This is a genomic window from Corallococcus praedator (assembly GCF_003612125.1).
GTDB lineage: Bacteria > Myxococcota > Myxococcia > Myxococcales > Myxococcaceae > Corallococcus > Corallococcus praedator.
On the sequence record NZ_RAWI01001006.1, the window covers coordinates 1 to 451 of the forward strand.

A 451-nucleotide genomic window follows, 5' to 3' on the forward strand; every position below is an offset into this window, starting at 1 on the left:
CGCCGAGGTCGCGGATGGCGAGGACCGGCTCAGGCATAGAAGTCCGGCGCCTTGCGCACGGTGCGCAGGAGGTCCGGGTCGTGGGTGAGGAACAGCCTCGCGCCCCCGGCGACGTGGCGGTTCACCAGGCGGATGGACGCCAGCGCGTCCTCGTCCGAGGCCGCCTCGCCCGGCAGCACCTCGGCCTCGAAGTTCTCCATCATGTCGCCCACGTCGGCGGCGAGGAGGACCCGTCCCGTCTCGGGCAGGTCGACGAGGAGCGACTGGTGGCCGGGCGAATGGCCCGGCGTCGAGAGGATGCGCAGGCCCGGCATCACCTCGCGGTCGCCCTCGATCACCTCCCAGTTGAGCCCGAGGTCGTAGTCCGACGGGAACCACGACGCCCGCGCGGCGCCCGAGAAGGCGTAGGCGTGCTCGGCGGCTTGGATGGTCATGCGGGCGTGGCGGAGGT

Annotated in this window: 1 protein-coding gene; it reads right to left on the reverse strand. The window is 72.5% G+C overall.

The window, feature by feature from the left end; genetic code table 11:
* Positions 1 to 29: 29 nt before the first annotated feature.
* Positions 30 to 451: MBL fold metallo-hydrolase (locus D7Y13_RS42790; RefSeq protein WP_500683204.1), on the reverse strand; the 422-nt coding region annotated here is incomplete at its 5' end.